The organism is Fontibacillus phaseoli (assembly GCF_003337355.1).
GTDB classification, from domain to species: Bacteria; Bacillota; Bacilli; order Paenibacillales; family Paenibacillaceae; genus Fontibacillus; species Fontibacillus phaseoli.
The window spans coordinates 313050-338657 of the sequence record NZ_QPJW01000004.1 but is presented as its reverse complement, the minus strand read 5'-3'; the positions used below and the strand labels follow the sequence as shown (position 1 = coordinate 338657).

Here is a 25608-nt window from a genome sequence, read left to right as displayed (position 1 = left end):
CTACGCATCGTCGCCTTGGTGAGCCGTTACCCCACCAACTAGCTAATGCGCCGCAGGCCCATCCGTAAGTGACAGATTGCTCCGTCTTTCATTATTTCTCCATGCGAAGAAATAAATTATCCGGTATTAGCTACCGTTTCCGGTAGTTATCCCAGTCTTACAGGCAGGTTACCTACGTGTTACTCACCCGTCCGCCGCTAACTATCCGGAGAGCAAGCTCTCCATCAAGTCCGCTCGACTTGCATGTATTAGGCACGCCGCCAGCGTTCGTCCTGAGCCAGGATCAAACTCTCCAATAAAGTGAAACTTTATTCGAAAGAGCGATAAGCTCATTCAGTTACTACTGACGAGAAAATTAATTCTCATAGGATGGAATTTCAAACGACACAAAGTCGATTCAAATTCATCCATTTTAATACTCACTCGTTGTTCAGTTTTCAAAGATCAACTTCGCTTTCGTTTCTCGCTGCGTTCCAGCGGCGACTTAAATAATATATCATATTGAGAATAAGAAAGCAAGCGTTTTTTTAAAACCTTTTTTAATCTAGTAATTAATGATAGCTTTCATTCCAATGAATATTTTCTCGTTCATCGGGATAATTAATATATCATAATTCCCTCCCTGTCTCAAGCAATTTAACGATTGAAAACATTTAACGACTCTACACCCAAAAAGCAAAAAGAAAAAGCGGGATGAAGCTCCGCTTTTTCTATATCATTGCTATTCATTAATCCAAGGATTTTGCAAATCGGAATGATGATTTGCCCGCTCGTTACTTTGACGGTCTTTTTTGGCCGAATTTCCGGAAGCGGACCCGGTTCTCTTCTTGTTTGTTTTTCCGGAAACCGTATTGGCTGATATCTTCGCTTCCTTTTTGCCCTTATCTCTTACTTTAGCCTGAGCTTTTGCCTGATTCGGTTTTTCTGAACCTTGACGTTCAATCGCTCCCGATGTCTCCGCCTTTTCAGCATCCCGGTCATACATCACGGGTTCCGGAACACCAAAGCCGCCTAGAGGAGCCATAGGAACGTTCGGTTGTACCGGAATTCCTGATACTCCCGGCATCCCTGGAGCTTCATACCCTCCAATCCCATAAGGATTAGGATATCCTTGCGGGAATCCGTAAGGGTGCATTGTATAGGGATGCATCATGCCATAATGCGGGTATGAATGCTGGTGCATCGGGAATGATCCGCAGCAAGGAGATGGACCATAGTGAATTGGCCAGCCATAACCCTGTTGATGGACTGCTCCATGCATTACATTAGAGTGCATTTCATTTGAGTGCATTTCATTTACGGGAAAATTGTCCATATACGGATTTTGCCATGGCGATTCATGGTGTTTATTTTCCATAGGATGCTCCATATATGGAGAGATAGGATACCCCGGCATGCAGGGTCCCATATATTCCGGCATTTGATGCATAGGAGCGTTTGAAATTCCCGGATACTCACCATCATAGGGTTGTTGCATACCCATGACTTGTTCCTGAGGCATCTGCGGAAAATCATAATAGGAGGAGACGTTCTCGGCATTTACTTGATATTGATAGAACAAGTTATCGTTATCCATGTTTGACTCGGCTCCCGAACAACCGCATGGAGAAGGCGGGTATACCGGAGCCGGAGCGATATAAGTAGGCTGTTCCACCTGGTAAAGTTGAGGATTCGGAAGCATGGGATAGTCGTGCTTTGGCGGACATGGCGACTCTTCTGCTTTTATGTTTTCAAATGGAGGATTTTCATATTTAATCGGTTCGTAAGTGATGTTTTCAACATTTATATCCAATTGAATTGGGACGGGCACTGCCGGTGCTGGTTTAGGGGGCTCAACATTAATCGGAGATGGTGCTGGAACGGGTGCTGGGGCAGGTGTTGGAGCAGGTGCCGGTTTTGGCTTCATTTGCTCCGCCTTTTTCTCGGCTATAGGCGCCGTATTTTTCTTTCCCGTGGACCCGGATACGACAGGAGCTTTATTCACATTGCTCTGACCCATATTGGGTTTGACGGGAGTCGATTGTCCGGTCGTCGGAATATTGACTACTTCCCCCACTTTAAGGGCGTTGGGATCACCTAACTGAGGATTTGCCTGAACAAGAGACTGCATAGGAAGCCCCCAAGCCTTAGCAAGTTTCCATAGACTATCGCCCTGCTTAACTACATGCTTGTAGACATTTCCGCCATCACCATCGACAAGCACCGCAGCGGCAGGAATTTTTACCTTATCGCCTACGTTCAATTGATCCGGATTCACGATTTGCGGATTTGCTTCGATCAGCTTCTGAAGAGAAACATTATACTTTTTCGAAAGACCAAATAAGGATTCGCCCTTTTTTACAATGTGGATTTTCACGCGTTAAAGACCTCCTAGATTTCTTCTCCGGTACGCGACTCTCCCGCCCGGGGCCCAATTAATACATCCTATGCAGAAGCCTAGGTTTTTGACATCCTGGAAAAATAAAAAATCCTACCCACCTCTTTCGAGCGTGAATAGGATCTCCATAAATTAAATTACCACACTTTCAAACCGTCTTTGTCAACGATACTGCGAAATTCTTCAAGCAACTTCAATGTAACAGGTCCGGCATGACCTTCACCGATGATCCGTCCGTCCACTTCGCGCACCGCAATGACCTCGGCTGCCGTCCCCGTCAGAAACACTTCATCCGCAACATACACGTCGTGAAGCGTGAACGGTTCTTCTTTGATCTTATAGCCTTTGTTGCTGCAGATCGCGATAATCGCCTGGCGGGTGATGCCGTCCAAGGCACCCAAGTAGCATGGAGGCGTGGTAATCATTCCATTTTTGATAATAAAAATATTGTCGCCGGAGCCCTCGGTAACGTAACCTTGAGCATTCAGCATTATCGCTTCGCCCGCTCCCGACAGATTCGACTGGATTTTCACCAAAATATTGTTCAAATAGTTAAGCGACTTGATCTTCGGATTAAGGGCATCCGGAAGATTGCGCTTGGTGGAGACGGATACGGTTTTGAGCCCCGTTTTGTAAGCTTCCTCCGAGTATATGGCTAACTGCTCCACGATAATCACGACGGAGGCTTTTGGGCAGCGATTCGGATCAAGCCCCAAATTGCCAGGACCGCGGGATACGACCAGACGAATATAGCCATCGCGCAACTCGTTGCGGCGCAGTGTCTCAACAAGAGCTTCTTCCATTTCCTGATACGTTAGCGGGATATTGAGCATGATCGATTTTGCCGAATCATACAGGCGATCCAAATGCTCTTTACACTTAAAAATGTTGCCGTTATATATACGAATTCCTTCAAATATCCCGTCACCATATAAAAAACCGTGGTCGAATACTGAAACCTTTGCATTCTCTTTTGTCACGAATTGTCCATCTAAATAGATCCATTGTTCTGCCACTATTTCTGCACCTCCGATTTTAGTCCTTCATAAGAGTAACTGGGATAGCTGCCCAGAATGCGCACCTGACAACCCAAAGCCTCAATTTCTCCAATGGCGGAAGGAAGAAGCACCGAGTCCATCGGGGCAAGCACATCCATATAAAAATAATAACTTCCCAACCGTTTTTTCGTCGGCCGAGATTCGATCCGAGACAGGTTCAGTTTGCGCCAGGCGAATGCGGACAGTACCTGATGCAGTGCACCCGGAAAATCCTCGGGTAAAGTAACGAGAATACTCGTCTTGTCCTCATAACTTTTAGAAGGAATTTGCAGCGGATCGGACCCGATCAGGACAAAGCGCGTAAAGTTATTGTCGTGGTCCGTAACTTTTTCCGCCAGGATGTCGAGGCCATGATGTTTGGCTCCCAAAGCGGTCCCAACAGCAGTCCAGCCGATGCCGGGATGCTGTTTTACGAGTTCCACCGCCTCCGACGTACTTCCGACATGCTCCAGTTCCGCATGAGGCATCCGTGACCGGATAAACTGCAAGCACTGCGCCATCGCAACGGGATGAGAGAGCACTTTCGTCACTTTCGAGTAGTCAATACCGCTACCCGCAGTTCCTTCAAGTTCTTCGCGCCGGCCGACCAGGTTTTGGATCGAAGGATATACCCATTCGATTCGCATCGGAATATCCACCTCGTGGACAAGCCAATCCATATGAAGGCTGACCGATCCTTCGATCGTATTTTCCATCGGAATTACGCTGTAGTCGCTTTTGCCGCTCACGGTAGCCATAAAGACATCCGAAATTTGTTTGAAGTGAAGCAGTTCTACCGGCTCGTCGCCGAATAAATGAAGCGCCGCCTCGTGGGATACCGACCCTTCCGGCAGCAATGCAATACGTTTCATGCTTTTACTTCCCCTTTGATCATATCCAGTAATGAATTCTCTTTTACCATAGTAAGCTCGGTAACGCCATCTGTGCAAGGTTTCAGTAAAAGTGTTTTTGCCGGAATGCCCTCGTTTGCAAGAACACTCAACAAGAATGCTTCGAGTTCCTCAGCCTGATTACTATTACGATCAACCAGCGACAACAAAGTAGGGCCGGCGCCGCTCAGGGCCGTTCCAAGCGCACCATGCAGAGTTGCTTCTTCAAGAATTCGGGCCATTCCCGGAATCAGCGAAGCCCTGAACGGCTGATGTAGCCGGTCACGCATCGACTCCTTAATGAGATCCAATCGGCCTGCGGCCAAAGCGGCCGTCAGCAGAGAGGTCCGACTTATATTATATACGGCGTCGCTCATGCCGACCTGTTTCGGCAAAACCTCGCGCGCCTTAGAGGTCGAAAGCTGAAAATCCGGAATAGCCACCAACACTTCGAGATTGGCAGGCGGTTCAATGCGCAGCGCCGTAGCATGAAAGCCGTCCCAAATCGCCGTTATTATCCCCCCGAACAACGAAGCTCCTACATTATCGGGATGATTCTCGAGCGCGGTAGCCATATCGAACAATTTCTCCAGGCCCAACGGCGACCCGATCAGCAGATTGGCGGCAAACAGAGCTCCTACGATGGCCGAAGCGCTACTGCCAAGCCCGCGGGTCAAAGGAATATCCGAGTACATCGTAATCTCCAATTCCGGGATCGATACTCCTGCCTCGGCAAACACCGACTGGGCTACTTTGTAAATCAGATTACTTTTATCCTTCGGCAGCCCCTCCAAATTGTCGCCATGAAAGTGAAAAAGAGTTGTTTCCGCCGGTTTCATCTCGATCCAAGCGTAGAGGGTAAGCGCCATGCCAAGCGTATCGAAACCAGGTCCCAAATTCGCCGTACTTGCCGGAATTTTCACCCGAGTCCCTTCACTTCGGATCATTGACGCCCCTCCCTTCGTATTCTTTACTGTTTTGTGCCATACTAATGCCGCTCATTTGAAACTCCTTTATGAATATAAAATTCTAAATCTCAGCAATCCCCCGGCTATCTAGCCTTCCACCCGATATACGCTCTTGACCCGGCGGATTACGTCCAATCCTTCAAAATGATGCAATACCTGATCCATACTTGCCTTGCTGGCATTATGGGTAACGATCATAATTTCGGCATCCGGCGTGTCCGCGTTCGGCGATTGGACTACCGATTCCAGGCTCACTTCATACTCCGCGAAAACCTGAGTGATTTGCGCCAGTACCCCCGCCTTATCGGAGACCTGAAGCAACAGGAAGTTTTTAAAGGAAATCTGTTCGTCGTTCTTCAGCTTCTTCGGCTTATAAGGAACGATGGCTTTCAGTCCGTTGACGCCCAGTTTAAGATTTTTGACCACCGCTACCAAGTCGGCAACGACCGAAGTCGCCGTTGGCATTTCACCGGCTCCCGCTCCGTAAAACATGGTTTCTCCTACAGCTTCCCCATAGACGTAAACCGCATTAAAGACTCCGTTCACCGCTGCAATCGGATGGGATTTCTTGACCATGGTCGGTTGCACGCTGATGCTGAATTCATCATCCTGGCGATCCGCGATACCAAGCAGCTTCATTTCATAGCCGAGACGTTTGGCGTACTGAATGTCTTCCTTGGATACGGATGAAATCCCCCGAACCTGTACATCCTGCAGTTCGACGTTCGTCCGGAACCCGAGCGTTCCAAGTATAGCCATTTTGCGTGCCGCATCCAGACCTTCCACATCGGAAGTCGGGTCCGCTTCGGCATAGCCAAGTTCCTGAGCTTCTATCAACACATCTTCGTAAGAAGCTCCTTCCTGGCTCATTTTTGATAAAATGTAGTTCGTCGTCCCGTTTACGATGCCCATGATTTTCATGATTCGATCCGAGGAGAAACCTTCGATCAATGTACGGATAATCGGAATGCCGCCAGCCACGCTTGCTTCATAAAATACATCACATTGTTTTTCCAGCGCTTTGGCCAAAATCTCGGATCCATAAAGTGCCATCAAGTCCTTATTGGCTGTAACGATATGTTTACCCCGGTCGAGAGCTTCCAGAATATATTCTTTTGTACCCGCAATGCCTCCCATGACTTCCACGATGACGTCGATTTCCGGATCGCGGATAACTTCCCAGGGATCCTCCGTCAATTTGCTGCGGTCTATTTCAATGCTCCGTTTTTTATCCAGATTTTTGACCGCTACTTTCTCGATCACGATCGGAGACCCGACTTGACTACTCAAATCCTCCTGATGTCCCTCTACAATACGGACGACGCCGGTTCCCACCGTTCCCAATCCAAGCAAACCTACTTTAACGGGTTTCAATTTACGACCCCTCCGTTTTTCATTTATTTCTGTAGCTGGCGATTTGTTGTCCGTCGCCTGCCGTGTCTACTCCGTAAACGAATGGCAGCGCACTCCCAAAGAATCCCCAGCCTCTTTACTTGAACTTTTTTCGTTTCTGCTACTCAAAAAGACTTATCCCTGCCCGACGATCTGCGTTTTTCTGACGCCGGGGGTGGTATGAAGCAGCTCCATCAAGGCATCGAGTTCTTCCGTAAGCCGGGAAGTTTCCACGGAAATAACCACATTGGCTCTTCCCTGGAGCGGAATACTCTGATTGATCGTCAGAACATTGCCTCCCGATCCGGCGATCAACGACAATACTTTGGATAGAATGCCGGAACGATGCTCCAGATCGAACGATATGGTCACTATGCTTTCCCGTTCCATTTGATTCAGAAGATGAATGCCGTCTTTGTATTTATAAAAGGCACTGCGGCTCAAACCCACTTGCGCCACCGCCTCATGGACGGTTTTCACATCGCCCGCCGCAAGAAGCTGCTTGACCTGCAATGTCTTAATGACCGCTTCCGGCAAAATATCCTCACGGATTAAATAATAGCGTTCTTTCACAAACGTCCTCTCCTTAGAGACTTTTGTTTTTCTATAGTGGACATTATAACGGAAACCTTCTATGGAGGCAATCCACATTTGTGAATATAAAGTGCGGAACTTTCAGCAAAGGATCGAGGAGATGCCTGACAATGAAGGTTTTTCGAGGCCGAAATAGGCAGAAACGGCTACAGCATCCTCTTCAGGATGGTACCCGTTTCGTCATGTTTATCGGTTTAGTAGTAGTAGCTGCTGCCTTCGACGAACTCGAATTCGAAATCGCCGATCCGAACCAAGGTTCCGTCTTTAGCGCCGCGGTTCCGCAATTCCTCATCCACGCCCATATGGCGAAGCGTGCGGGCCAATTTCAAGATGGCATCATGGGTATTCAACTGCATCCGCTTCATCATGCGCTCGATCTTGACGCTCTCGACAATGAAGGTTTCGTTTTCTCTGCGGATCGTAAAGCTGTCGTCATCACTCTTTTCCAGCTTGTAAATCTTTCGTTCATCCAGTTCTTGGACTTCTTCGATCGCCGGAGCCTCAGGTAGTTGGTCCAGCAAGTCGGCGGCCCGGTAAAGAAGGTCCTGAACGCCTTGACGGGTCAACGAAGAAATCGGCAAAATTTCGAGGTCCGGGCGGACTTCTTTGACCTGCTCCCGGAATTTCTCCAAATTCTCCTGCGATTCGGGCATGTCCATTTTATTAGCGGCTACGATTTGCGGCCGGTTCTCCAGTTCCGCATTATACAACTTGAGTTCATCATTGATTTTCATCCAATCGTCAAACGGATCGCGTCCTTCCGATCCGGACATATCGACGACATGGATGATCACCCGGGTCCGTTCCACATGGCGCAAAAATTCATGTCCCAATCCGACGCCTTCATGGGCTCCTTCAATAAGTCCCGGAAGATCGGCCATTACGAAGCTTCGGCCTTCGCTAACATCTACAACCCCGAGATTTGGCGTTATCGTGGTAAAATGGTATGCTCCGATCTTCGGCTTCGCTGCCGATACTACGGAAAGCAAAGTCGATTTGCCGACGCTCGGGAAGCCGACGAGTCCAACATCGGCCATTACTTTCAGTTCGAGTACAATCCAACGTTCCTGGCCTTCTTCGCCGTGCTCAGCCAGTTCCGGAGCCGGATTATTCGGCGTGGCAAAGCGGATATTCCCGCGGCCCCCGCGGCCGCCCCTCGCAACAACGATTTGCTGGCCATGATGAGTCATATCCGCCAGCACTTCCTGCGTGTCATCGTTGATGATCACGGTTCCCGGAGGAATGCGAACGACCATACTTTCCGCATTGGCCCCGTGCTGGCTCTTATTCCGTCCTTTCTCACCGCGCTGCGCCTTGAAATGGCGCTGGTAGCGAAAATCCATCAACGTTCTGAGACCCTCGTCAACCCGGAAAATGACATCTCCTCCCTTGCCGCCGTCGCCGCCGGCAGGACCTCCTTCCGGTACGTATTTCTCCCTCCGGAACGACACGATTCCATCGCCGCCGTCGCCGCCCTTAACATAAATCTTCGCTTTATCTACAAACATGCATTCACCTCATTCTAGTTTGCGCAGGCTACCCGAAGCCTTAAGGATTCGCGCTTCGAACCTATTTGCTCCGCCAGCACTCTTTTGCCGGAATTCCATTCATCCAGGTGCCGTTTCAATATCTCTACGTTGTCGGAAACGTTATCTTGCCGTTCAAACACGGCCAGTACCTCGCCGCCTTCCCGACAAATCGACAGATTAAGCTGCAGTACTTCTCCCCAGGAGGATCGTCCCGTAAACTGATAAGCTCTAATTGTCGCAATAACCGCCTCCGTGAATTGTTCCGCATCCTCTGCCGTAAGCAGGTCTCCGAGTTGCAAGTCTTCCTGAATGCATACCTCAAGTTGAACCGAACTGTTTAATTCACGGAACGAGTGCAAATAAAAGACAAGTGACGGAATGCCCAGTCTGGAAATTTTACTGTCCGCTGCCATGCGTTCTTTTATTCTTTCCACACAGCCCGCCAGTTTATCATATTTGCCTAACTGAATATATCCGTATAAAATCTGCAGATCGTTCATCCAATCATGCCGATGATGACCAAGGGTCGCCGCAGCCGTCCTTTGTACGGATTCAAGCAATTGTTTCCGCTCTTTTTCCGCTTGTCCCTTTACATACCTTACATACATATAAAACACAGACAGCAGGCACAGACCGATAAATATAAAAGCCGCCGGTGAATGAAAGAAATACATAAGGACCAGACAAGCAATGGATAGCGTCGCCACGATCGCCGGCGCCGTAAACCGATGTTTCATGAGTTTCCCCGTTCCTCTAAACAGATTGGGCGAAGTTTCCACCCTGACATCAATACCCAGTATATCATAAACCTTGTCCAAATAACGTTCCAAAATGTATACTTTCTGCTTCACTCAGGAAAAAAAATCGGCGGTCGTAAGCTGTTCCTGCTGCCTTATTACGCCGCTATCATCAAAAAAGCCCCCGGCATTCACATGCCGGGGGCTTTATAAAGCTATGCTAACCGAGCGAAGCTCTTAAGCTTCCACTGCAGCCGCTACAGGAGCGGTTTCCACTGGGTAGACGCTCACTTTTTTACGGTCGCGACCCCAACGTTCGAATTTCACGACGCCGTCCACTTTTGCAAACAGTGTGTCGTCCTTACCAATTCCCACGTTCGTACCCGGATGAATTTTCGTGCCGCGTTGACGCACGAGAATGCTTCCGCCGGTAACCGTTTGACCGTCAGCACGTTTAACGCCGAGACGTTTCGCGATGCTGTCGCGTCCGTTTTTCGTGGAGCCTACGCCCTTTTTCGAAGCGAACAACTGAAGATCCAATTTCAACATTGTCCATCTACCTCCTTCTTCAAATATTCACGTCTTTTATTTGAATATACTTTCCGTATGAGCCTTCGATACTCTGAAGCATAACGACCATGGATGAAAGCAGCAGTTGTACCTGACTTGCCGCTTCCGGATGAACATAACCGGGAAGATTCGCGTTCAGAAAGCCGTTTTTCATCTCGGCATCCATCACGGTTCCCGTAAGCGCCTCAATGGAATTCACCGTACCTACGGTAACGGCTGATACACCGGCACATACAATATCCTGTCCTGATTTGGCGTAGCCAGCATGACCTGACACTTCAAATCCTGCAATGTCGTTATCCCTGTTGCGCAAAATGGAGACGATAATCATCTACCGCACCTTCTTACGCTTGAATTTTCTCGATGGTCACTTTCGTGTAAGGTTGACGATGACCTTGTTTTTTGTGGTAGTTCTTCTTAGGCTTGTATTTGTATACGATCACTTTTTGGCCCTTGCCGTGTTTTTCGACTTTCGCCGTTACACTTGCGCCGGATACCAATGGAGCGCCCGTTACCAAACCTTCACCTTTCGACACTGCCAACACGCGGTCGAACGTCACACTAGCGCCATCCTCAGCGTTCAATTTCTCGATGTAAAGAACATCGCCTTCTTGAACACGGTATTGTTTACCGCCGGTTTCGATAATTGCGTACATTTTGCTTGCACCTCCTCATGTCTCAGACTCGCCTGATTCAGGTGCCGTCGTCCCTAAGAACAGACGGACTTTCCAACCCGATCGGAGCGGTTACAGCATGTGTACAAGACTAACTCATAACACATACCCTAATATACTACCATGGGTTTATAAAGAAATCAATAATTACTTAATAGACAGTTTGCTCTCTCATTCTTTTCCGCGTCATTTCAAGCAGTCCCAGTTTAGTCCATCCTAGAATATGATGTTGCGTTCGATCCCCTGTCAAGTAGTTCTCAAGCATGTCCAACACCGCTGCACGATGATCTTCACTGCTCATATCGATAAAATCAACGATAATAATTCCCCCGGTATCCCGAAGTCGCACAAGCCGGGCTATCTCCCGGGCCGCTTCCAGATTCGTCCTGAATACGGTGTCCTCCAAGTTTTCCCCCCCGGTGAATTTCCCCGTATTCACATCGATGACCGTCAGAGCTTCCGTGGTGTCCCATACGAGATACCCGCCTTCCGGTAGCCATAGCTTGCGTTGGAAGGCTCTATCCAGTTGCTGCCGGATTCCCAAATAATCGAACAATGGGGTATCCCCTCCGTAAATCCGAATTTCCGGACTTTTTCCTTGCAGCATCGTTTTCAAAAAAGACGCGGCTTCGCCGGCTTGCTCCGGACAGTCCATGATCAGTTCGTCCGTCTCCGGACTGTAGACATCCCGCATCAAACGCTGCACCATGCTGAGATCCTGGTGTAGGGTAAAAGGAGCGGAAGCCGAAGCGCCTTTGTCCAAAATACTCTCCCACTGCCGCCTTAACTGCAACAGATCTTCCGCGACCGCTTCCTTCTCCTCGTGTTCGGCAATCGTGCGGAGGATGAGTCCTTCTTCAGGCGTCCGCAGTTCTTCGCCTATCTCTTTTAACCGCTGGCGCTCTTCCTCGCGTCGAATCTTTTTGGATACGGCCACATAACCGGCCGACGGCATATATACGAGCCACCGCCCTGGAAGTGAAAAATGCGTCGTTACCCTTGCGCCCTTGTTGCCCATCGCTTCCTTCACCACTTGCAATATCAGTTCCTGGCCCGGCTTAAGCAAATCCGAAATGGAAGGCTTTTGTTTTGGCTGCATCTCCAAATGCGGGTGAAGCAAATCATCAATATAGAGAAATGCATTTTTCTTTTGGCCGATATCGACAAAAGCAGCTTGCATCCCGGGAATTACATTCATTACTTTTCCTTTAAAAAAACTGCCAACAAGTCCTCTTTTTTGAGAACGCTCGGCTGCATACTCCACCAACTTGTCTTCTTCCAGCAGCGCCATCTGGGTGGAATCAGGGCCGCAGTGAACAATCAACTGTTTCATTGATCTCACCCTCACTCATACGATCTATCCAAACTATTTTCTCCATTATACCATGGCTTCGGAAATTCAAGCGCCGGGGTCCCCCCGCAAATAAGAGGAAATCACCCTCTGCTCGGGCACCACAGCTACAATATTCCCTTGAGCGTTCATAATATAAATGAAATGATACTTTTCCCTCTTAAAGAGACGCAAAAGACCATCCAAAGGTTTCATTTTGTCGGCTACAATCGGCTGAGCCAAACATCCGGTCATAAGATGGCGGGTAAAGGTATGTTCGCGATTAACCAGAAAACGCAAAAACCGATATGGAATATTCCTGTAATCCGTAAGGTTGGAATAGAACAAAAATGCCCCGACCAGCAGCAAATTGAGTTGCAAAGCTCCGTATCCCAGCAACAGCGGAACCAGAGAATACAGAATCACAAGCAGGCTAAATAAGAGGCTAATCCTTAGCGACCAAACCAGTGTGGTATGAAAAGGAAGTCCGATGCTACATAAAGCCTGACAGACCTTCCCTCCGTCTAGCGGCAGGATCGGCAGCAAGTTGAACAAGGCAATAAGCAAATTGCTCTGTACAAAATATGAAAAAAAGGGCCCCTCCCAAATGCCCGCGGCATAAAGTAGCCAGGATATTCCGATCAACAGCAGATTTTGCGCCGGGCCGGCCAAAGCGATGGCAACTTCCCGGCCGGCGGTTAAGTGTCCGGTATCTTCCATTACCGCAACGCCCCCAAACGGAAGCATTTGAACGGACAGTACGGTAATGCCGAACAGGCGTGCACAGGCAACATGACCGAGCTCATGCACGAAGACGATCGCAAACAAGGCAAGCAGTTCCAAAAAATGGCCGGTAAAAACCGAAGCGAGCATAATCAGGACAAATAAAGGATGGAAGGAGATACTCATGCCGCTCCATTTAATCAAACGGTATCACATCCGCGGGATCGATATACCGATCATCTTTTTTCAAGGCAAAATACAAAGTAGGCTGAGCGGATTCTCCTGGGGCCGAAAGACTCCCGATAAGATCTCCGCCTTCCACCCAATCCCCTTTCATTACCGACAATTGGTCTAAATGACCGTACACCGACGTATACCCACCTGCATGTTGGACGATGACGGTCCTCCCCGTGAAAGCATCGTTGGCAATGCTCAACACACGTCCCGTTTCTACGCTTTTAACCTGTTCGCCGCGGTCCGAATCTCCAGCGGGGATAATTTCTACCCCTTTGAGATTAAGGGCAAACGGCGCAGCAAGCCTACCGCTGATCGGAAGCGTAAACCCATTACCCGATCCGACTCTTAGCCCTTTCTCTTCATGATGCTTAAATATCGGAATAAAGGAAGGCGGTCCTCCAAAGGTTTCTTCATACCAGGCTTCGGCCGCACTGAAATCCATTTCCTTTGTAAGCGACTGAGCCACAAACGCACGGACGGGAACCGACCAGGCGGGCTCATACTTTTCAACTCCCCATAAGGCGGCGAATAAAAGAGTACTGATCACCGTTCGTATAAACAGCATCGTCCAAAATGACCTCTGGCTTCCGCCGGAAAATCCGTCCTCCCCGTTGCCCGTCACATCCATACCATTCCAACGGCCCTGTCCCCGTTTCCAGAGCAGTTCCGGATCCGGCTCATCCGCATCGGCCGGAAAGAGGGGCTTTGACATGGGCTTGCCTGCCCGGCCGATATTTCCTTCTCCCTTTCCGGCAGGCATTCCATCAAAATCAGAGGGATGGCCTTTCTGGGCCAAATCCCCTACGGTCAACTGTCTGATTACTTCTTCGCACCGCTTCCGCACATTCGATTTCACGTCCATGTTCCCCACCCTCCCGATCACATCTCGTGCTATATATGTATGAGGAGCTTGACCAGAATATGAACGAGCTTCTTGCGGAGGGAACCCGAAGCGCTTCCTAGGTATTAACATACCGATCACAAAAAAACCGATGCCCGCCGGCACCGGTTATTTAATCTACCTTATACTTTTCCTGATGCAGCTTAATGCTGAAAACCAGTCCGATGCATAGCATATTAATTAGCAGCGAAGTCCCGCCATAACTAATAAAGGGGAGCGTAATTCCCGTGATCGGCATCAATCCGATCATCATCCCGACATTCTCGAAAATTTGAAACAAAAACATCGCGGCAATGCCGACGATCATGTAGGCGCCCCTCTTGTCGATGCAGTGCAAGGCAATAAGAATCATCCTGTAAATAAACAGGAAGTAGATGAGCAGCAGCAGAGCGGAGCCGAGAAATCCGAATTCTTCGCCGACTACGACGAATATGGAGTCGGAATAAGGATAGGGAACGAACTTTTTGTTTTTTAATTCGCCTTGCAAGTACCCGTCTCCGAGCAATCCACCGGAGCCTATTGCAATTTTGGCGTAACTGGACTGATGCTTGTCATCGCTCGAAGCCTGGTCCGGATTAATAAACGTATTGATCCGCTGGTACCAGTGCAGCTTCTTGTGCTGTTCCAGATAGTCGTGAATTTGCACATTGTAGCTGTTGAAAATGGTAACAAAAGCAATTAGGGCCGCGATGACGGCGGTAAGTCCGATCAACACATGGCTATATTTCGTGTTTCCGATCCACAGCATGGCGACCAGTACGACCAAGTATATAATGGCATTGCCCAGATCGGGTTGAATAAGCACCAAAATAAACGGAAGCATGGTCACCGCCGCGATGGGAATAATGTCCCGGCGGAAGCGCAGCGGCTGTCCGTTTCGTTGACCCAGCAAGTAAGCCGTAGTCAGAATCAAGATGACCTTGACCAGTTCGGCCGGTTGAAACTGTAGTCCTCCCGGAAGCATAAACCAGCTGCGGGCTCCATTAATTTCGGGGGCAAACAAAAACACCAGGACGAGCAGGAAACAGCCTCCCCCGTAAATATACCAGCTGTATTTCAAAAGCGTCCGGTAATCCACCAGAGACATACCAAATACGACGATAAATCCGGCAAGATAAAATCCGAGCGTCTTCAAATCGTAGGCTTTAAATTGCGTTTCATAGGGAGCGATCGCGCTTCGAACCAGCAGCGTGCTGAACACCATGAATACGACGAGGATGCCCACCATCGGCCAGTCCAATTTTTTCAGTTTAAAAAACAACAGAAATCAACCCATTCCAAAAAACTTTTTGAAGCGCGTGAACATGCCTTTCTTCTGATCCAGCAGCATCAGCGGAACCGTGTCACCCAAAATTCTCCGGGCGATGTTCCGGTAGGCGATAGCCGCCCGCGATTCGGGATTCATCACCGTCGGTTCGCCGGAGTTAGCAGCTTTGATCACGGCCTCGTCATCCGGTACGATACCGATCAGGTCGATATTCAGCACCTGGAGTATATCTTCGATATCGAGCATGTCGCCGGACTTAACCATGTTTGCCCTAATCCGGTTAACGATCAATTTGGGTGAAGCGATATGCGAGCTTTCAAGCAGTCCGATGATCCGGTCCGCATCCCGCACTGCGGCATGCTCCGGCGTAGTAACAACAATGGCTTGATCCGCGCCGGCAATCGCATTTTTGAACCCTTGCTCGATCCCGGCAGGACAGTCGATAATTACGTATTCATGTTCTTTTTTCAATTCAAGTATAATATCCTTGACCTGCTCCGGACTCACCGCGTTTTTGTCCTTGGTTTGCGCCGCGGGCAGCATGTATAACTCGTCAAAACGCTTGTCCTTGACAAGAGCCTGATTCAACCGGCAACGTCCTTCCGCCACATCGATCAAATCATAAATAATCCGGTTTTCGAGACCCATCACGACGTCCAGATTCCGCAGTCCGATATCCGTATCCACCAGACACACCTTTTTGCCAAGCAGCGCAAGCGCCGTGCCGATATTGGCCGAGGTGGTCGTTTTCCCCACACCGCCTTTACCGGATGTGACAACGATAGCTTCTCCCATAGATTACACCCCTTTAAACGCGATAAAATCCGGCCTGATCCGGAGCATATTGCTAATTTTGTCAATCTGCATCTTTCCGTCACGCAAAAAAGCAAATTCCATGCTGGTCTCCCGGTTCTCCCATTCATCCGGAGGCCGGCTGATAACCTCGGCAATTCGGAGTTGGGTAGGTGCCAAATAAGAGGCCGCTATAACCGCATCTTCGCTGCCTTCCACCCCTGCATGCGCCATACCTCGCAATGATCCAAGTATAAATATGTCTCCCGTGCAAGCGATAGTCCCGCCGGGGTTTACGTCCCCAAGGAACATCAGGTTCCCTTCATGGTGAAGCACTTGACCGGACCGTACAATCCCACACATCGTAGTCAAAGTTTCCAATGGATCCGCGGCCGGCTCCAGCTCAGGCATCTCCACCGAGCGGATAAGCAGGTTACCCTTCTGCCTTAATATATCTAGGATCAACTCTTTTTGATCTTCGCTTACGATCCGCTTCCCCAACTTTACGTCAACATGTATAATCGGACCGGTCAAAATATTTTGATGGCTATGTTCCAATTTATAACGTAATTCTTCCAGCAAAGTTCCGAATTCACACTTGTCGTCCAGCAGGAAAACCAGGCCATCCTTGATGCCTTTGATCGTAACATGATTAGGTTTTACTGTCATAAGCCTGTCCCTCCTCCCTAATCAATTCGAGCAGAAGGCGGCAAGTTCCTGCTTCTTCCGGGCAAAAGTCGCGGAAATCAAGCCTTGTCCTCGACTGAACGTCGTTTGGTAATGATTTCAAGCTGACGTCGAAGCGGCACATAGATCACTAACGCGAATACGAATTGAACGAAAACGTTCGGAATAATGTGATTCATCAAAGCCCAGGAGTATGGCTCGTGAACAAGACCGAACAAAGAATACGTCCCGAATAAAATCGAATCCAATAGCAGGCTGCCTATCAAAATGATAATCATCATTAAAGGAAGCGGAGCTTGACGCGTTCGTGACAAAAGCCCCAACAAGTAGCAGGAAAGCCCCATCGCAAACGAGTAGGCCCCGATCATGGAACCATAATAAACCACATCCTGCAGCAACCCGAAACAGAGCCCCAGCACCAGCCCGGTATGACGGTTCTCATAAACGGAAAAAAATAAAATGGCGACATAAACCAAATGCGGAGTAATGCGAGTCTCCCAGGAAGGAGGAATCAACCAAGGGATGATCGCTCCCTCCACAATAAACAGAAGGAACAGCAGCAGAATCAGGATATATTTGCGCTTCCTCACTCTTTTTCAGCCTCCGGTTCAAAGACTACGAACAGTTCCTTCCAATCCGTGAAGCTTGCCGCCGGCTTGATGGTAGCCGTATATGTCAGACCGTATTCGCCTACCTGAATGTCGGTCACCTTTCCTATGATCATCCCGCGGGGAAACACGCCCCCGATCCCGGAGGAGACGATAAGATCGTCCTTAGCCAGAGACTTCTGATCTTCGATCCGGCTCATCAAGAAGGTACCATTCGATTTGTCGAAAGTCTCGATGACCCCGAAAACCTGATTTTCCTTGCCTTCGGCCGTCACCGCGATTCCGTTCGAATTGGGGTCTCTTGCATCCATCGTCGTGACGAGTTTCACGGTAGACGTAAAATTGCTTACGTGGCTAACGACACCGACCAGACCCTCGGCGGATGAAACGGCCATGCCTTCTTTCACGCCTTCCCGTCCTCCGATGTTGAGCACGACCGTCCGGTTGACAGGATCATCATTCACGCTGATGACATGCGCGATCTTCCATGTGTAGTCGTACATTTCTTTTTGGGCATTCGTAAAATTCAGGTCATTCTGAAGCCGTTTATTCTCCTGCTCGACCCAGTTAAAATAAGCTTTATCTCGAGTATAGTGAGACAGCGCAATTTTTAGTTCCTCGTTTTCTTCCTGAAGCGAACGCAATTCCGAGATATCTTCGAACAAGCCCGCTACGTAACCAGCGGGCTTGTAAAACACATATTGCACGAAGCCGACCGTATCCTTCACAAACTTCTCTGGCCAGGACAAGTTGGTTCTCGATCCGAGAGTGAAACCCATGACCGCAATGAATAGAATGAGTCCCATCAACAAAATAAACAGTCTTTTGTTGCCAAGCAGCTTAAACAGTTTAAGCACCCTCCAACCTTACATTATTCTCCCATCCCCGCAGGCAGGGATTCTCCCGGATAAATACGATCAAAGCAGAGAAAAACGGATTGGCCGTCCGCTAGCCGGACGGCGCCGCTTATAAGTATGCTTCATAAAATAAATCCAACATTTCCGTACAACGAACGATGCTTCCAAGACATATTACAGATATCTATCAAGCTGGATCGCATCTTGTTCGCTATCGCTATTAGCGTTTGGAGCGGAGCGCGGAACTGCTTTTGGACTTGAATAAATGAATGTTATCCAATGCTCTGCCCGTTCCGATTGCCACACAATCCAGAGGATTATCAGCAACAATGACCGGCATTCCCGTCTCGCCGGCCAGCAGCTTGTCGAGATTACGTAGCAGAGCGCCGCCACCGGTCAGTACGATACCACGATCCATAATATCGGCCGCAAGCTCCGGAGGACATTTCTCAAGCGTTACCTTAACAGCGTCAACAATGGCATTTACCGTATCGCTAAGCGCTTCGGAAATTTCGTCCGAAGTGATGGTGATGGTCTTAGGCAAGCCGGAAACCAAATCGCGGCCCCGGATTTCCATCGTTTCCACCTTTTCCAAAGCAAGGGCGGACCCGACATCCATTTTCAACTGTTCGGAGGTTCTTTCGCCCACCATTAAATTATATTGCCGCTTGATATATTGGATGATCGATTCATCCATTTCATCTCCGGCAACACGTACCGATTTGCTGGTTACGATGCCTCCGAGCGAGATAACCGCAACCTCCGTCGTTCCGCCGCCGATATCCACGACCATGCTTCCCGTCGGTTCCCAAACCGGCAGATCGGCTCCAATCGCCGCGGCAAACGGCTCCTCGATGGTGTAGGCTTCACGTGCTCCGGCTTGCTTCGTCGCATCCTCCACGGCGCGTTGTTCAACGGCGGTAATACCCGAAGGAACGCATACCATTACGTTAGGATGACGCTGGAACAGCGAACGCTGCTTCTGTGCTTGGCGAATGAAATACTTGATCATGGTTGCCGTCGTATCGAAGTCTGCGATTACGCCGTCTTTCATCGGACGGATCGCCCGGATGTTGCCCGGCGTTCTGCCGATCATTTTCTTGGCCGATTCTCCGACCGCGACAATATTTTTTGTATCGGTATGGATTGCTACTACCGAGGGTTCTCGCACAATGATTCCTTTTCCACGGATATAAACCAGGGTGTTAGCCGTCCCCAAATCGATTCCCAAATCTTTCGTAAAGCCACCAAACATGCTGTATCTCCCTTTCCTTCTGTATCTTATCTATTATATTACATCAAGCCCTGCTCCTTCAAACTGACGAATTTCCCGTCGCCGATGACGATGTGATCCAATACGTCGATTCCCACAATATCTCCCGCCTTACACAGTCGTTCCGTCATCCGAATGTCTTCCGGACTTGGCGTCGGGTCGCCGCTTGGATGGTTGTGGGCGCAGACGACAGATGCACTGCTGCACTTGATGGCGGAGCGGAATACTTCGCGCGGATGAACAATCGACGCATTCAGACTCCCAATCGACAGCGTTTCCTGAGCAATGATATGATTTTTCGTATTCAAAAATAGACAGACAAAATGTTCTTTCTGCAAATACCTGAGCTGTTCCATAAGGAGATCGGCGGCGTCCCGCGGGCTGCGGATAATCTGTGCCTCCGGCAGACGGGTTTTGGCCAATCTTTGTCCAAGTTCGATGCTCGCTTTGATCTGCACCGCTTTGGCCGGTCCGATTCCTTTTAATTGTGTTAATTCGTCAAGACTGAGATCCACGATGCCGCGAATGCCTCCGCTTTCCCCCAGCATGCGCTGGGCCACATGGATCGCCGATTCATGGCGGGTTCCTGTCCGCAGCAAAATAGCCAACAGTTCAGTCAGGCTTAACGCACCTGCTCCATATTGCAGCAACCGTTCTCTGGGCCGTTCTTCATTAGGAATATCACGCAGCATATAAGTTGCCGTTTCCAAGCGCAATCCCCTCGCTTCCGAATGTTTTTGACAAAGCCTGGACGGCCTTGTGGACAAAATGCATTCCGGAAGGATATGCTTTATCTCTTCCTTGACTCTAAAAAACGGTGATGCCAAAAGAAGTCAGCATCTCTGCTAATAATGACAACGGAAGTCCGACCACATTAAAATAACACCCTTCAATCCCGGATACGATCGTCGCACCAAGACCTTGAATAGCGTAAGCACCGGCTTTGTCGAGTCCTTCTCCGCTGGCGGCATAAGCTTCGATTTGTACTTCCGTCAACGGCTTCATCGTCACTACCGTCATCCGGTAATCCACCCGGCTTGCTCCAGTAATGCTGTCCACACAGGCAACCCCGGTAAACACCTGATGGCTTCTGCCCTGCAATGAACGAAGCATGGAGGCGGCTTCCTGCGTATCCTTCGGCTTTCCAAGCACGACATCGTCTCGTACGACAATCGTATCACTACCGACAATGACACCATGTTCTGATTTCTCCAGGGTCAGATAGACAGCGTCTGCCTTCCGTTTTGCAAGCTCCTTCACGATTTTCTCCGGCGTCCAACCCTCCGGCGTCGTTTCATCGGCATGGCTGGGCATAACTTCAAACGGAATATGTAAAGAAGACACAAGTTCACGTCGGCGCGGGGATGTCGATGCAAGAATGATGCGGCGTACTGCAGAAGAATCCAAAGGTGCACTACTCTCCTTTACCGGCCCGGCTTGTCCAGAGGAAGCCTCTCTTCCTTGGGCAATGCTGCTCACCAGATTTGATTTGAATAAAAATCGACAGCTTTTCACTGTCATCCTCGCCATTTTTTGACACTTCATTATTATAAGGTTTATTCTGCCTCAATACAAACACAAAAACGACAAGGGGAAGTATTACCAATCCCCTGCCGTTTTGTTACGTGATGCCTCCGGTCAGCCTCCCGTACCCACCATTTTTTGCTCTGCCAAAATAAAGCTCATGACCTCATCCTGAACTTCCCAGAGCAACGTTTTAACTTGTTTTTTGTTATATTCAGCCATAGCCTCTACGGCGCTGTTCATCGCCTTTTCCATTTCGCCGGCCCCGGAGGCAAATTCCTCCGGCTGCTTACCGCGGACGATCGCCGCACTTTCCGTCCAGGATTGATGCTTCTGCCGAAGGTCTTCAATCTCCTCGATCGCTAGTGCCTGTGGAGTAGCTTCAACAAGTCGAGAAGCCGACAGGGAACCGAGCAAACCGACCAGTTCGGCGCTTTCGGCAAAATACCGTTCAAGCAGTGTCACGTCTCCGTCGAACACGATCTCCGCCGACGATGGCAGTGATAGTTCATGCAAAATGAGATGAACCCCGGCCGTCTTAAGTTGGCTACTGAGTAACTTGGCTTGCTCCCGGTCGGAGGAGACCCCGGCATAAACCCGCTTCTCGTCAATGGTATCTCTGGCCGCGGCGATTCCTGAATTTTGCAATTCTTTTTGTGCGAGCTCCACCCCTTCCGCCGTGCTGAACACGCCGTACTGAAGGAAATAATAGCTTTGCGGAGGTAACGCGATATTGACTTTCATGCCAGCGGAAGACTCCGTATCATCCAATCCGATAATTGGACCTAAAACAGGAACATCCGTGACGGACTCTCCCGCCGAAGTCTGATTAGGGACGGAAATTCCAGGGATAGGTACGGTCACTTCCCCGTTGAACATGGACAAGACCACAAAACCGAACAAAGCACCCGTAACTATGGCTCCGGTCAGGGAACCCGCAACCTTCCACCACGACGTACGATGCTCGCGGACAGCGGTATAGGACGGCAAAATCGTCCCTCCGGTTCCCGTATAGTCCGTAAAAGGATCTCCCCAATCATCCGTCATCTCCACCGGGCGGTAGCTTTGCCCCGGGGGAATCGGCTCCCCATGCTCTTCCCGGTACAAATCCGATTCCATTGCTATTCCCTTTGTCGTTGCTACATTACTCTTTCCCCTGTCATTATGCACATGTCCGACCACCGGGTCATCTAAAGGAATCTCCGCCGCTCTTCGCTCCGGTGCAGGCACCGCATATAGCGTCCGCTCGGGCGGGGTTTGCCCGCCTTGAGGACCTTGGCGATTAGGAGGGGTTTGCCCCTCTTGCAAAGCTTGCCACTTATGCCGAACCCGCTCCTCCTGCGGAGTTTGCCATTCCTGCTGTGCCTGCTCCTCTTGCGGAGTTTGTCGATGATCCGGGGTCTGCCGTCCTTGGTCGTCAAACCGGAAAGTCATTTTGGCCTTATTCACTGTCCGCACGCTCCTTGTCCATTCTTCTAAAAATACAATATGAACTGAGAGCGGCTTATATGCCAGCCCATAAGAAAAACCTCGCATTAACGAGGTTTTCTATATTGAATCCTATAGCAAATGATTAATGCGAGACAAAGATACTATCAGAGGTAAAATTAGCTGGTTTTTATCCAGTTAAATTGCTTATTCTGCTTTGGTAGGCTCATATAGCTGGAAAACCTACAGCTAATTCAACCGAAATTGCTGATTTACAGGTAACAACAGCAAATTAGCTGGATAATTTCCAGTTAATTTCGGAATTCCGTGGAAAAGCACAAAATTAACTGTATATTTCCCAGCTAATTGCACCCGGATACTCCGACCAGCAGCCAAGCCGTACGCACGCAGCATTTATAAACGGACAGGTACTAGTTGGGGACAGGTACTAGTTGGACATCTTCTTAGCCAGTTCGTATCCAACCTTGTAAATGTCCCCGGCTCCCATCGTCAGAACAAGATCTCCCGGTTGAAGCCGGCCTTGGAGTTCCTCTATGACATCCTGCTTAGTAGGAAAATACTTGGCTCCCGCATTGCTGTTTTCCTTGATCAATTCAACCAGTTTGGAGGAGTTGACCCCTTCGATTTGTTTCTCGCCGGCCGGCGAGTAAATATCCGTGATAATCACTTCATCCGCCCCGCCAAACGCCCGGCTGAACGCATCCAGCAAGAAGAACGTCCGCGTATAGCGTTGAGGCTGGAATACGGCGATGATTCGCTTGCCGGTTGCTTTTGCTGCGGCAATCGTTGCTTCAATCTCCGTCGGATGATGCGCATAGTCATCGATAATGAGGATCCCGCCTTTTTCACCCAGCACCTGGAACCGGCGCTTTGCTCCATGAAATCCGGCAATGGCTGCGGTAATCTCTGCAAAAGGAATGCCGGCTTCGAGACATACGATAATTGTAGCCATAGCGTTATATACATTATGTCTCCCCGGGACAGACAGCTCAACTACGCCTAGCTCCTGCTTCCCATGCATCAACGTAAACTTCACATGGCGGTCCCCAAGCTTGATTTGTTCTGCCGTATAATCACAGTCCGATTCAATGCCGTAAGTAATACTTTGACATTTAAGGTTAGGCAGCAATTCCCTGATATTATCGTCATCTCCGCAGATCACAGCTTTACCTTCCGGCTTGATCTGATTAAAAAACTGGACGTAAGCTTCCTTCAAGCGACCAAAATCGCCGCCGTAGTTTTCCAGATGATCGGCTTCGATATTCGTAACAACCCCTAGATAGGGATGGTATTGAAGGAACGATCCGTCGCTTTCATCCGCTTCGGCCACAACAAATTTCCCTTGTCCGGCTTTGGCGTTCGTCCCGATGTCCATAATCTCTCCGCCGATAATATAGGTTGGATCGGTCCCGCACTGTTCCATGACAAGCGCGATCATCGAAGATGTCGTAGTCTTGCCGTGCGCTCCGGCAACAGCCACCCCATGACGTTCGTTGAGCAGTCTGGCCAGCATCTGCGAACGGTGCAAAATCGGGATCCCTTGCTCCTGGGCTTCCAAGCGTTCCACGTTATCCTGCGGCAGTGCGGTTGAATAAACCACCAAATCGGCGCCATGGACATGCTCCGCTGTATGGCCGATATAGATTTTGGCTCCTTTAGCCGCCAGCTTCTCCGTCAATTCCTGGGAAGCCACGTCCGATCCGGTTACGGTATAACCCATCTCCAGCATCACGCGGGCAATGGCACTCATGCCATACCCTCCGATACCGATAAAATGCACATGTTGTTCAGTCGTATTTAACAATTTATAGTTCACCAGCCTTTTTCAGAATCGGTTTGATGCAAAAGAGTTGCCCGCACATCCGAAATCATGTACAGCGTGCCGGTGACTACCCCAAGATCTTCCCGTTCCGTCCGTGACTCCAATAGCGAAAGAGCCTTTCTCCAGTCACGTTCCACAATAATATCCAACTCAGGTTTCGCCTTGGCGTCTTTCAGTTCCTGGACAAGATCGTACAGTGCTTCCGCATCCAGTTTACGGCGAAAATCGGGCTCGGTCAGTATAAGTGTATCCACTATAGGTAATATATGCTGCAAGTAGGCATGATGATGCTTATTAGCCAGCATCCCCATCATCAAATTCAGCTTCCGGTACCGGAAAGTTTCCCGAATGCTCTTGGCAAGCGTCTCCGCACCTTCCGGATTGTGCGCTCCATCAAGGACGATGCGAGGTTCATCCGACACCTGCTCCAGGCGTCCTGCCCAAAAGGTAGTTTTAAACCCGGATGACACCGTCTCATCTTCCAGCACAAAAGCCATATATTGACGCAGCACTTCAAGCACCATCATGACTCCGGCCGCGTTTTTGCATTGATGCTCACCCAGCATCCTCATCTGCAGCTCGAACTCACGGAAAGGTCCGCGGAACAGCATGACTTGCCCCCGGTCGCTAACTTGAAGCCGATCAAAGGTGAATTGCTCGCCCATCAAATATAGACTGCTGTTCTGCTTAGCCGCCGTATCCTTCAATATGCCAATCGCCTCGGTTTGTTCCACGCAGCTGACTACCGGAACGCCTGGCTTGATAATCCCGGCCTTTTCGGTAGCGATTTGTTCGATTGTATCTCCAAGGACATCCGTATGATCATATCCGATATTCGTAATCAGCGAAACGATCGGCGTCACAATGTTGGTTACATCCATCCTTCCCCCAAGACCTGTCTCCCATACCACGACATCCGGGTAGCATTCTTCGGCAAAGTAAAGGATGGCGACTGCCGTGCTAACTTCAAACATCGTCGGAGAACCAAGTTCGGTTCCGGCGATTTCCAGAACAAGCGGCTTCAACCGATTTGTCAGGGACAATAGCGTTTCCTCCGGAATATCTTCTCCATTGAACTGAAACCGGTTCGTAAATTTGGTGATATACGGGGAGGTGTACGTCCCAACACTATACCCGCATTCGAGCAGCGTTTGGGTTAAAAAAGCACAGGATGATCCTTTGCCGTTTGTCCCGGCCACATGTATGAATTTCAGCCTCCGCTGCGGATTGCCCAAACGATCCATTAACAAATGGATCCGTTCCAATCCCGGACGAATTCCGAACGGAATCAGCCCGTTAATCCAATCGACAGCCTCGCCGTAACTTTGCAACGACACTTCTTCGCTCTGTTCTTTATGAGCCCCCATCAC

At 49.4% G+C, this 25608-nt stretch carries 25 protein-coding genes, 1 rRNA gene and 1 other annotated feature; all 26 genes read right to left on the bottom strand.

Annotated elements, in window-relative coordinates; translation table 11 throughout:
• Positions 1-299: ribosomal RNA gene (locus DFP94_RS14235) — 16S ribosomal RNA — on the bottom strand; the annotation flags it as partial.
• A gap of 422 nt (positions 300-721) precedes the next feature.
• Positions 722-2356 carry a LysM peptidoglycan-binding domain-containing protein gene (locus tag DFP94_RS14230; protein ID WP_114497114.1) on the bottom strand — a complete coding sequence of 545 codons (1635 nt, stop codon included), beginning with the start codon at positions 2354-2356 and terminating at the stop codon, positions 722-724.
• 158 nt (positions 2357-2514) lie between these two features.
• On the bottom strand, positions 2515-3393 hold the full coding sequence (gene ilvE / locus DFP94_RS14225) for a branched-chain-amino-acid transaminase (protein ID WP_114497113.1): 879 nt from the start codon (positions 3391-3393) through the stop codon (positions 2515-2517).
• Complete coding sequence (gene pheA / locus DFP94_RS14220; RefSeq protein ID WP_114497112.1) at positions 3393-4286, bottom strand: prephenate dehydratase; 894 nt, start codon at positions 4284-4286, stop codon at positions 3393-3395. The genes ilvE and pheA overlap by 1 nt, the downstream gene beginning before the upstream one ends.
• Complete coding sequence (thrB, locus tag DFP94_RS14215) at positions 4283-5251, bottom strand: homoserine kinase (protein WP_114497111.1); 969 nt, start codon at positions 5249-5251, stop codon at positions 4283-4285. Before thrB ends, pheA begins: the two co-directional genes overlap by 4 nt.
• Positions 5252-5359: 108 nt before the next feature.
• Complete coding sequence (locus tag DFP94_RS14210; protein WP_114497110.1) at positions 5360-6646, bottom strand: homoserine dehydrogenase; 1287 nt, start codon at positions 6644-6646, stop codon at positions 5360-5362.
• A 153-nt stretch (positions 6647-6799) separates the two neighbouring features.
• Positions 6800-7237, bottom strand: a complete 438-nt coding sequence (locus DFP94_RS14205) for an ACT domain-containing protein (RefSeq protein WP_114497109.1) — start codon at positions 7235-7237, stop codon at positions 6800-6802.
• Positions 7238-7452: 215 nt separating this feature from the next.
• Positions 7453-8766 carry a GTPase ObgE gene (gene obgE, locus DFP94_RS14200; RefSeq protein WP_114497108.1) on the bottom strand — a complete coding sequence of 438 codons (1314 nt, stop codon included), beginning with the start codon at positions 8764-8766 and terminating at the stop codon, positions 7453-7455.
• 14 nt (positions 8767-8780) lie between these two features.
• Entirely contained in the window at positions 8781-9524 is a 744-nt protein-coding gene (locus DFP94_RS14195; RefSeq protein ID WP_114497144.1) for a Spo0B domain-containing protein, read from the bottom strand.
• Positions 9525-9761: 237 nt separating this feature from the next.
• Positions 9762-10073, bottom strand: a complete 312-nt coding sequence (rpmA, locus tag DFP94_RS14190) for a 50S ribosomal protein L27 (RefSeq protein WP_044481732.1) — start codon at positions 10071-10073, stop codon at positions 9762-9764.
• Positions 10074-10092: 19 nt separating this feature from the next.
• Positions 10093-10425 carry a ribosomal-processing cysteine protease Prp gene (locus DFP94_RS14185; RefSeq protein ID WP_114497107.1) on the bottom strand — a complete coding sequence of 111 codons (333 nt, stop codon included), beginning with the start codon at positions 10423-10425 and terminating at the stop codon, positions 10093-10095.
• A gap of 13 nt (positions 10426-10438) precedes the next feature.
• Entirely contained in the window at positions 10439-10750 is a 312-nt protein-coding gene (rplU, locus tag DFP94_RS14180; RefSeq protein ID WP_059040908.1) for a 50S ribosomal protein L21, read from the bottom strand.
• A gap of 14 nt (positions 10751-10764) precedes the next feature.
• Positions 10765-10852, bottom strand: a sequence feature (ribosomal protein L21 leader region).
• A 67-nt stretch (positions 10853-10919) separates the two neighbouring features.
• On the bottom strand, positions 10920-12101 hold the full coding sequence (locus DFP94_RS14175; RefSeq protein ID WP_114497106.1) for an Rne/Rng family ribonuclease: 1182 nt from the start codon (positions 12099-12101) through the stop codon (positions 10920-10922).
• A gap of 66 nt (positions 12102-12167) precedes the next feature.
• The gene (locus DFP94_RS14170) at positions 12168-13025 is read right to left on the bottom strand and encodes a M50 family metallopeptidase (RefSeq protein ID WP_114497105.1); all 858 of its coding nucleotides are present in this window, start codon (positions 13023-13025) and stop codon (positions 12168-12170) included.
• The gene (locus tag DFP94_RS14165) at positions 13018-13920 is read right to left on the bottom strand and encodes a M23 family metallopeptidase (RefSeq protein WP_114497104.1); all 903 of its coding nucleotides are present in this window, start codon (positions 13918-13920) and stop codon (positions 13018-13020) included. The genes DFP94_RS14170 and DFP94_RS14165 overlap by 8 nt, the downstream gene beginning before the upstream one ends.
• Positions 13921-14071: 151 nt before the next feature.
• Complete coding sequence (locus DFP94_RS14160) at positions 14072-15220, bottom strand: FtsW/RodA/SpoVE family cell cycle protein (protein ID WP_114497103.1); 1149 nt, start codon at positions 15218-15220, stop codon at positions 14072-14074.
• Between the two features lie 6 nt (positions 15221-15226).
• Positions 15227-16021 (bottom strand): septum site-determining protein MinD, encoded by a 795-nt coding sequence (gene minD / locus DFP94_RS14155; RefSeq protein WP_114497102.1) that lies wholly within the window; start codon positions 16019-16021, stop codon positions 15227-15229.
• A 3-nt stretch (positions 16022-16024) separates the two neighbouring features.
• Positions 16025-16687 (bottom strand): septum site-determining protein MinC, encoded by a 663-nt coding sequence (gene minC / locus DFP94_RS14150; protein ID WP_114497101.1) that lies wholly within the window; start codon positions 16685-16687, stop codon positions 16025-16027.
• A 77-nt stretch (positions 16688-16764) separates the two neighbouring features.
• Positions 16765-17295, bottom strand: a complete 531-nt coding sequence (mreD, locus tag DFP94_RS14145; protein ID WP_114497100.1) for a rod shape-determining protein MreD — start codon at positions 17293-17295, stop codon at positions 16765-16767.
• Positions 17292-18170, bottom strand: coding sequence for a rod shape-determining protein MreC (mreC, locus tag DFP94_RS14140; protein ID WP_114497099.1), 879 nt, complete (start codon positions 18168-18170; stop codon positions 17292-17294). The genes mreD and mreC overlap by 4 nt, the downstream gene beginning before the upstream one ends.
• 220 nt (positions 18171-18390) lie before the next feature.
• Positions 18391-19425 carry a rod shape-determining protein gene (locus DFP94_RS14135; RefSeq protein ID WP_114497098.1) on the bottom strand — a complete coding sequence of 345 codons (1035 nt, stop codon included), beginning with the start codon at positions 19423-19425 and terminating at the stop codon, positions 18391-18393.
• 38 nt (positions 19426-19463) lie between these two features.
• Positions 19464-20135, bottom strand: a complete 672-nt coding sequence (radC, locus tag DFP94_RS14130) for a RadC family protein (RefSeq protein WP_181873153.1) — start codon at positions 20133-20135, stop codon at positions 19464-19466.
• 115 nt (positions 20136-20250) lie between these two features.
• The gene (locus DFP94_RS14125; protein WP_245954825.1) at positions 20251-20850 is read right to left on the bottom strand and encodes a Maf family protein; all 600 of its coding nucleotides are present in this window, start codon (positions 20848-20850) and stop codon (positions 20251-20253) included.
• Positions 20851-21081: 231 nt separating this feature from the next.
• Positions 21082-22416 (bottom strand): SPOR domain-containing protein, encoded by a 1335-nt coding sequence (locus DFP94_RS14120; protein ID WP_181873148.1) that lies wholly within the window; start codon positions 22414-22416, stop codon positions 21082-21084.
• 427 nt (positions 22417-22843) lie between these two features.
• Positions 22844-24220 carry a UDP-N-acetylmuramate--L-alanine ligase gene (gene murC / locus DFP94_RS14115; protein WP_114497095.1) on the bottom strand — a complete coding sequence of 459 codons (1377 nt, stop codon included), beginning with the start codon at positions 24218-24220 and terminating at the stop codon, positions 22844-22846.
• Between the two features lie 8 nt (positions 24221-24228).
• Positions 24229-25605 (bottom strand): bifunctional folylpolyglutamate synthase/dihydrofolate synthase, encoded by a 1377-nt coding sequence (locus DFP94_RS14110; RefSeq protein WP_114497142.1) that lies wholly within the window; start codon positions 25603-25605, stop codon positions 24229-24231.
• Between the last annotated feature and the right edge of the window lie 3 nt (positions 25606-25608).